Raw genomic sequence first — 7,631 nt, forward strand, 5'->3', positions numbered from 1 at the left:
AGAACTTATTTGTGAAGCTTTAATTGACGAGCGTATTTTTTTGACTTTTATTGAAAGTGGATTACACTATAAAAATTTTAGAGAGTAGATAATTTGAAAGTAGGTAAAAAAATGTGTGGCTATGTAGGGTGCTTGTATAATACTGCAAAAAGATATTCAGAAACAGAAAAAATAAAATTTGAAAATATGACGAATCTGTTATACCACCGTGGTCCGGATGACCAAGGATATTTCCGTGACGAGCATGTTCAATTTGGGTTTAGACGGTTAAGTATTATTGATTTGGATGCGGGACATCAACCGCTAGCATATGATAATGAACGCTATATACTTATGTTCAATGGTGAAATTTATAATTATATAGAATTACGTGAAATGTTAATTAAACAGGGAGCATGTTTTTCAACTCAGTCAGATACGGAAGTTATTGTTGCATTATATGCCCAAGTAAAAGAAGAATGTGTAAATTATCTTCGTGGAATGTATACTTTTGTAATTTGGGACCGTCAAGAGAAAAAATTATTTGGTGCTCGCGATCATTTTGGAATTAAACCACTTTACATTGCACAACAGAACGATATAACTTTCTTCGCATCTGAAAAGAAAAGTATCCTACATGTAATGCAAGATAAGGGTGTAAATCCAACTGCTCTCCAACATTATTTTACATACCAATACGGACCAGAACCAGAAACATTAACAAATGATATTAATAAAATTGAACCTGGTCATTATTTCATAAAAGAAATTGGAAAAGAGATAGAGGTTTATCGCTACTGGAAACCATATTTCAATGCTTCAGATAACAAAAAAGAGGAACACATTCGAGCAATTCGTGATGTATTATATGACTCAGTAAAAGTACATATGCGCAGCGATGTTCCAGTAGGTGCATTCTTATCTGGTGGGATTGACTCATCTATTATTGCTTCTATTGCAAAAGAAATAAATCCAAATCTCCTAACATTCTCTGTTGGTTTTGAGCACCGTGGATTTAGTGAAATAGATGTAGCGAAAGAAACTGCTGAGAAATTAGGAGTAAAAAACTATAGTGTGTTGGTAACACCACAAGAATTTATGAATGAATTCCCAAAAATCATGTGGCACATGGATGATCCATTAGCAGATCCAGCAGCAGTACCATTGTACTTTGTTGCAAAAGAAGCACGTAAACATGTAACAGTTGTTCTGTCTGGTGAAGGTTCAGACGAGCTATTTGGCGGATATAATATTTATCGTGAGCCAAACTCTTTAAAAATGTTCTCATACATTCCCACTTCTGGGAGAACGGTTTTAAAAGCTTTAAGTGGAGTACTTAAAGAAGGGTTTAAAGGGAAAAGCTTTCTAGAGCGTGGATGTACACCAATTGAAGAACGTTATTATGGTAATGCAAAGATCTTCCGTGAAGAAGAGAAAATTAAGTTAATAAAGTCTTACAATGAAAGTGTTAACTATAAGGATGTAACCAAACCACTGTATAATGAAATTAAGGATTATGATGATGTAAGTAAAATGCAATACATTGATATGTACACATGGTTACGTGGAGATATTTTATTAAAAGCAGATAAAATGTCTACAGCTCACTCACTAGAATTACGTGTTCCATTTCTAGATAAAGAAGTCTTTGATGTAGCTTCTAAAATCCCAACAGAATTAAAAATTGCCAATAGAACTACAAAGGCTATTTTACGTGAAGCCGTACGTGATATCGTTCCAGATCATGTACTAGATCGTAAGAAACTCGGTTTTCCAGTGCCAATCCGTCATTGGTTAAAAGATGAAATGTATGACTGGGCTCTGAATATTATTAAAGAGAGTAAAACCGAACATTTAATTGATAAAAAATATGTATTAAACTTACTGGAGGCACATCGCACAGATAAAGGTGATCATAGTCGTAAAATTTGGACAGTACTAACCTTTATGGTATGGCATCAAATTTATATAGAACATACATATGATACAAATTTATTTAGTGAAGAGTGTCGAGTATATAATTTAGTTTAAATTTATATGTCCATCAATTTAAGAATTATATAACGCCTCCAAATAAAACTGTCCATTTTTACTTGGAGGGAAAGCATCAACAAAACGTGAATTTCGTACGCTAAGCAATTTTTAACATAGAAAAGGCCGATTCCCTGTACGCTAAGGGAATTGGCTTTTTTATTAGTGTAAGAAACATTCAACCAATCATTACATATCATCATTAAAATACGAACGTATATACTTCAATAACAGCTAACCAAATGATAGGAAAAATACTGTAGTATATTTAACCGTTTGCTAGTATGCCAGAGCAGTTCGTCTGTATTAAAGAAATGATACAGGAGCAAACAAAGATCTCACGCCCAATCTTAACGCAAGATGCAAAAGAAAGGATTGAAAATAAGCTGTTAACTTCATATTTAGGTGAAGAAGAGGTTTTACTTACATATTATAAAAATAGCTATCTATATAAAAATTACATAACAGTAGCTGGTATAAATCCAGTAAATAAGACGATTACTTGTAGGATGCTTTTCATAATCAAAGGATGTTTAAGTTTGGTGATGTAGTTGAAGTGAATTAGAGGGGGAATATCTCTTCCTAACTTAATTATATCATGTAAATCAAGTTCGAAATAGACTGTTTATTCGCATTTACTACTGCTACAATCAAGAACACATGCATAGTAAGGAGAGATGTTACATGAGTTCTTTCGTTCTCGATTTTCAGGAAATAGAAAACACGCAGCTTTCGCTCGTCGGTGGAAAAGGTTTGAATTTAGGGGAATTAACAAACATTCAAAATATACAAGTGCCAGAAGGCTTTTGTGTTACAACGGTAGGATATGAAAAGGCTATCGAGAAAAATGAAGAGCTTCAGGCTTTGTTGCAGCAACTAACAAAGTTGAAAATGGAAGAGCGAGCTCAAATTGGTGAAATGAGTAAGAAGATTAGAGAAGTAATTATGGCAGTACAAATCCCTTCTGATGTAGTGGAAGCGGTAACTCATTATCTCTCACGTTTTGGAAATGAACATGCGTATGCCGTGCGTTCTAGTGCGACGGCTGAAGATTTACCGTATGCTTCATTTGCAGGTCAACAAGATACGTATTTAAATATTATTGGAAAAGAAAACATTTTGCAGCATATTAAAAAATGCTGGGCGTCTTTATTTACAGAGCGAGCAGTTACGTACCGCATGCAAAATGGTTTTGAACATAATCAAGTTTCTATATGTGTTGTCGTGCAAAAAATGGTTTTCCCTGAGGCTTCGGGTATTTTATTTACGGCTGATCCGATTACTTCAAATAGGAAGGTGTTGTCAATCGATGCCAGCTTTGGACTTGGCGAGGCGCTAGTATCTGGATTAGTTTCTGCCGATAATTATAAGGTAAAAGAAGATGAAATCGTCGAAAAGGTCATCGCAATGAAAAAATTAGCCATCTATGGACGAAAAGAAGGCGGAACAGAGAGAAAGAAAATTGCTCCTAATCAGCAAAAAGTTCAAACACTTACTGAACAACAGATTTTACAACTAGCACGCATCGGAAGACAAATCGAAGCTTATTTTGGTTGTCCGCAAGATATTGAATGGTGCTTAGTTGATGATACAATTTATATAGTCCAAAGCAGACCGATTACGACTTTATATCCAATTCCAGAAGTAAATGATGGGGAAAATCACGTGTATATATCAGTTGGTCACCAACAAATGATGACCGATGCGATGAAACCATTAGGGTTATCTTTTTTCCTGTTAACGACAAGTGCCCCAATGCGTAAAGCGGGCGGAAGGCTGTTTGTGGATGCTACACAAAGATTAGCATCACCTGCTAGCAGAGATTACCTAATAAATACGTTAGGAAAATCAGATCCGCTCATAAGAGATGCATTAACGACTGTAGTCGAGCGAGATAATTTTATTACATTGTTACCGGATGATGAAAAAGAAAAGAGTGTTGGTAAAGGTGTGCCACCTGCAAGCACGCAACCAGAAATCGAAAATGATCCAGCAATCGTTACGGAATTAATAAAGAATAGTGAAGCATCACTTGAAGAGTTAAAACAAAATATGCAACTGAAATCAGGAGTGGACGTACTTGATTTTATTTTGGAAGATATTCAGCAATTAAAGAAAGTATTGTTTAACCCGCAAAGTATCGCTGTCATTATGGCTGGTATGAATGCTTCAACATGGATAAATGAAAAGATGGAGCAATGGTTAGGTGAAAAAAATGCAGCAGACACGCTTTCTCAATCCGTACAAAATAATATTACATCTGAAATGGGTTTAGCATTAATGGATGTCGCTGATGTGATTCGGCCGTACAAAGAAGTTATTACGTATTTACAACATGTAGAAGATGATAGCTTTTTAAATGAACTAGTTCAGTTTAAAGGTGGAGAAGAAGCTCGAGATGCTATTCTAACTTTTCTAAATAAATACGGAATGAGATGTAGCGGAGAAATAGATATTACGAAAACGCGCTGGAGTGAAAAGCCAACTACAATTATCCCGATGATTTTAAATAATATAAGAGATTTTGAATATGGTGCGAGTAAGCGGAAATTTGAAGAAGGACTGCAAGAAGCTTTGAAAAAAGAAGAAGAGTTAGTAGATCGATTACAGCACTTATCGGGTGGAAAACAAAAAGTAGAAGAAACGAAGCGAATGATTCGTAATATCCGTAATTTTATCGGCTATCGTGAATATCCAAAATACGGTATGATTAATCGTTATTTCATATATAAGCAAGCGTTACTGAAAGAAGCTGAGCAACTTGTGCAGAGCGGTGTCATTCATGAAGTTGATGATATATACTATCTAACTTTTGAAGAGCTTCACGAAGTTGTTCGCACGAATAAACTAAATTATGAGCTTATTCATAAACAAAAAAATGATTATAAATTATACGAAAAACTAACGCCTCCTCGTATCATGACGTCTGATGGAGAAATCATTACAGGTAAATATAAACGAGAAAACCTCCCAGATGATGCGATTATAGGTTTACCTGTTTCTTCAGGAGTGATTGAGGGGAGAGCTCGCGTTATTTTAAACATGGAAGATGCGAATTTAGAAGAGGGAGATATATTAGTTACGGCTTTTACTGACCCTGGCTGGACACCATTATTTGTATCTATAAAAGGATTAGTTACTGAAGTCGGCGGACTTATGACGCACGGAGCAGTTATCGCACGTGAATATGGATTACCAGCAGTCGTTGGAGTAGAGAATGCTACGAAATTAATAAAAGACGGACAACGAATTCGGGTACATGGAACAGAAGGGTATATTGAAGTGTTGTAATGAAATAAAAGAACATCCGCTATTATAGTGGATGTTCTTTTATTATATAGCTGACTTATTTCTTTAAGCCAGCCGCATAAAAAGGTCCATGAACTGCGATTGTTGATAATATGAACAATAATGTTCGTACGCAAATATTAGAAGGGTTAAAAGCAAAAGGAGATACTGTAACAACAGATCAAGCTGCGAAATTAGTAACACCTATTGTAAAGAACGTGAAAAATGTGAATGAGGTTGGCAAAAATAGTGCGAACGGTAATTCACCAATGTCTTTATTTCAGCCGTTATGGATTGCAAGTTTAGCTAGTGCAGCGATTATTTTTATTGCGATTAGTAAAATGCCAGTAAGCTCAAGAAAAGAAAACTTTCTGTTAAAAGTAAACCAAATTGTAACAGGAGCTATTGCGACACTTGTAATTGGATTTGGTCTTACATGGATTGCGGATGGGATGGTAGGGTTAAATATTTCGAACTTCACGGATACAGCTCTATTCTTATCCATTACTTCTTTTAGTTTCTTCTTAATGATATCTGCGGTACTTTCATTGGTTGGGCTAAAAGGAATCGGTTTATTCGCTTTATTACTATTCTTCGGGGCGCCGTTACTATCATTAGCACCTGAGATGTTGTCTCCGTTTTATCAAGACTGGGTTTACTCATGGTTACCAATGAAATTTATGATTGAAGGCCTAAGAGAAATCTTCTTCTTCGGAAAAGGGTTAAGTTGGAATACTCCTGTTACTGTACTCGTTTGGATTGGTATAGTAAGTATGGTTACCATATTAGCAACTGCATTCAAACGTAGTGTAGTAAAAGGGCATAAAACAGAATTGAACGCTTAAAAACAAGCCGTTTCACTAATTAGTGAAACGGCTTGTTTTTGATTTTTTCTCAATGTAAATGCCTGATTGTTGAAAAGTGTAGTGTTTAAAATTAAGTCAGAATCTCTAAAGATCGCGTACGTTCCAGACAATCTCACCACGTTCGTCATCCCACGTACTGTGATGACGCTTAAATCCTATCTTTTCTAGTACCCGGAGGGAAGCGATATTCCAAGTGCCTACAGTCGACCAAAGCCTGTGGCGCCCAGTAGCAATTGCAGCGTCCAGTACAACGGCTGCTGCCTCAGTCGCATAACCTTTTCCATGAGCGCTGCGGAACAATTCGTATGCAATCTCCGGCTCTTCAAGTGTGGAACGACCGATAATCAAGCCACAGTATCCAATAAAATCGCCTTCGTCTCTTCTTCGAATAGTGAGAAGGGAAATGCCATTTTCGTCTGCTTTCTTGCGCATCTCAATAAGCCGGCTACGAACGGAATCAAGGGCTGGCATGTCCACACCACGTTCGCCAATTAATTTTCTCATCCAAACTGAATCGGATTCCTCCCACATACTCAGGTCAAGTCGTTCGGTTTTTAGCTTGAACTCCATAGTTTTAAATAAAGATGGCATAGCGGAACCTCCTAGTTATGTCACTGAATTCATAATAGCTTCGCACCGCATCATGTTGAACTTCTCGTTGATTCGCGAATGTATTTTCCCACTCCCGCGAGAGTTTATAGCCACAGTATACAATAGTGTTATTTTTATGCATAAGCAATTCTTTTGCAAAATAGACCATTTTCTCAAACTTTACTTTCAATCTAAAGCTGTCCCGTTATATACACATGCTCCTACTATTTCAAAATGCATAAAATGTTATGCGAAAGTATGGAGGGGATACAATGTATAATTCGAATTATTATGATTGGTATAGGCAGAATGATAAGTTGATAAGTGATATTGAGAAAGCTATAAATGGAGAGTATAGCGCTATAAGCTGCTATGCAAAATTAGCGAATATGGCTCCAAGTCAAGCAGAGAAAAAACAAATTCTTGAAATTCGTAATGATGAAATAAAACATTTTCATCACTTTGTACAAATTTATACGAATTTAACTGGCAGGCAGCCGAAACCACAGATTACCGAAGACTGTCCGAATACCTACTTACAAGGATTAGAGTTCGCTATACAAGATGAGCAAAAGACAGTAGATTTTTATTTGGAAATTTCAGATGAGACATCGGATGCACATCTGAAAGATTTGTTACGGAGAATAGCTGCGGATGAACAAAATCATGCGGTATGGTTTTTATATTATTTTGTGAAGTCGAAGTGAGCATTAAGAATGACTGATGTGGTGAATATATTAGAAGTTATTTTAAAGCGCAGTGCAACAATTGAATGAAATATTTAAATGTAAGCAAAAGGAAACCGTTTCGCTAGTAGTGGAGCGGTTTTTTATGATGTACATATGTATCGACAAAATATAGTAATTACATTTCATA

4 protein-coding genes and 2 pseudogenes are annotated in these 7,631 nt (G+C 36.0%); 5 read left to right on the top strand and 1 reads right to left on the bottom strand.

All coding sequences use genetic code 11. From position 1 onward, the window contains the following. Nucleotides 1–111: 111 nt before the first annotated feature. The 4 genes and pseudogenes from asnB to ACQGSG_RS24245 form a co-directional block, all read left to right on the top strand. Nucleotides 112–2,010 carry an asparagine synthase (glutamine-hydrolyzing) gene (gene asnB / locus ACQGSG_RS24230; protein WP_325843177.1) on the top strand — a complete coding sequence of 633 codons (1,899 nt, stop codon included), beginning with the start codon at nucleotides 112–114 and terminating at the stop codon, nucleotides 2,008–2,010. A 284-nt stretch (nucleotides 2,011–2,294) separates the two neighbouring features. Next, nucleotides 2,295–2,575: pseudogene (locus ACQGSG_RS24235) on the top strand (YolD-like family protein). 119 nt (nucleotides 2,576–2,694) lie between these two features. Further along, on the top strand, nucleotides 2,695–5,301 hold the full coding sequence (gene ppsA, locus ACQGSG_RS24240) for a phosphoenolpyruvate synthase (protein WP_325843169.1): 2,607 nt from the start codon (nucleotides 2,695–2,697) through the stop codon (nucleotides 5,299–5,301). Between the two features lie 95 nt (nucleotides 5,302–5,396). Beyond that, a pseudogene (locus ACQGSG_RS24245) lies at nucleotides 5,397–6,143 on the top strand (phage infection protein); the annotation flags it as partial. A gap of 105 nt (nucleotides 6,144–6,248) precedes the next feature. Here ACQGSG_RS24245 and ACQGSG_RS24250 read toward each other — a convergent pair. Then, nucleotides 6,249–6,755: a GNAT family N-acetyltransferase gene (locus ACQGSG_RS24250; RefSeq protein WP_325843168.1), complete on the bottom strand. Its 507-nt coding sequence runs from the start codon at nucleotides 6,753–6,755 to the stop codon at nucleotides 6,249–6,251. A 272-nt stretch (nucleotides 6,756–7,027) separates the two neighbouring features. Here ACQGSG_RS24250 and ACQGSG_RS24255 point away from each other — a divergent pair, with 272 nt between their 5' ends. Then, nucleotides 7,028–7,462 (top strand): ferritin-like domain-containing protein, encoded by a 435-nt coding sequence (locus ACQGSG_RS24255; RefSeq protein WP_000282836.1) that lies wholly within the window; start codon nucleotides 7,028–7,030, stop codon nucleotides 7,460–7,462. The last annotated feature ends 169 nt before the right edge of the window (nucleotides 7,463–7,631 follow it).

The sequence above is a fragment of the Bacillus sp. GMa5/1 genome (genome assembly GCF_050172015.1).
GTDB classification, from domain to species: Bacteria; Bacillota; Bacilli; order Bacillales; family Bacillaceae_G; genus Bacillus_A; species Bacillus_A cereus.

Coding starts and splice junctions, on each gene's coding strand:
- asnB (WP_325843177.1), top strand. CDS start 112: ATGTGTGGCTATGTAGGGTGCTTGTATAATACTGCAAAAAGATATTCA.
- ppsA (WP_325843169.1), top strand. CDS start 2,695: ATGAGTTCTTTCGTTCTCGATTTTCAGGAAATAGAAAACACGCAGCTT.
- ACQGSG_RS24250 (WP_325843168.1), bottom strand. CDS start 6,755: ATGCCATCTTTATTTAAAACTATGGAGTTCAAGCTAAAAACCGAACGA.
- ACQGSG_RS24255 (WP_000282836.1), top strand. CDS start 7,028: ATGTATAATTCGAATTATTATGATTGGTATAGGCAGAATGATAAGTTG.